We start from the raw sequence: 249 nt of genomic DNA, 5'->3' as shown, positions 1-249 counted from the left end.
TTGTAATAACCGCTCCTGGATACACCAAATACCTGACACATCGCTTCAATGGGAAATTGTTGTCGCCATTGTTCGATTAACGCGTATTTTTCAGCGACTCCTGTGCAAAATACGCTGTTGCTTTTTTTAATATATCTCGCTCAAGGCGAGCTTCATTTAACGCCTTACGCAGTTGCAGAATTTCAGATTCCAGTTCAGCCACCGTGCGGGAACCAGGAGTACCGAGCCCTTTTCTGGCGGCGGTAACCC

General features: G+C 47.0%; 1 pseudogene. It reads right to left on the bottom strand.

Annotation, left to right across the window (positions count from 1 at the left end):
* Positions 1-249: pseudogene (locus tag E0D98_RS27165) on the bottom strand (IS3 family transposase); the annotation flags it as partial.

The organism is Escherichia sp. KCJ4928 (assembly GCF_004352695.1).
In the GTDB taxonomy this organism is placed as follows: domain Bacteria; phylum Pseudomonadota; class Gammaproteobacteria; order Enterobacterales; family Enterobacteriaceae; genus ECMA0423.
This window is presented reverse-complemented; position numbering and strand designations above follow the sequence as displayed.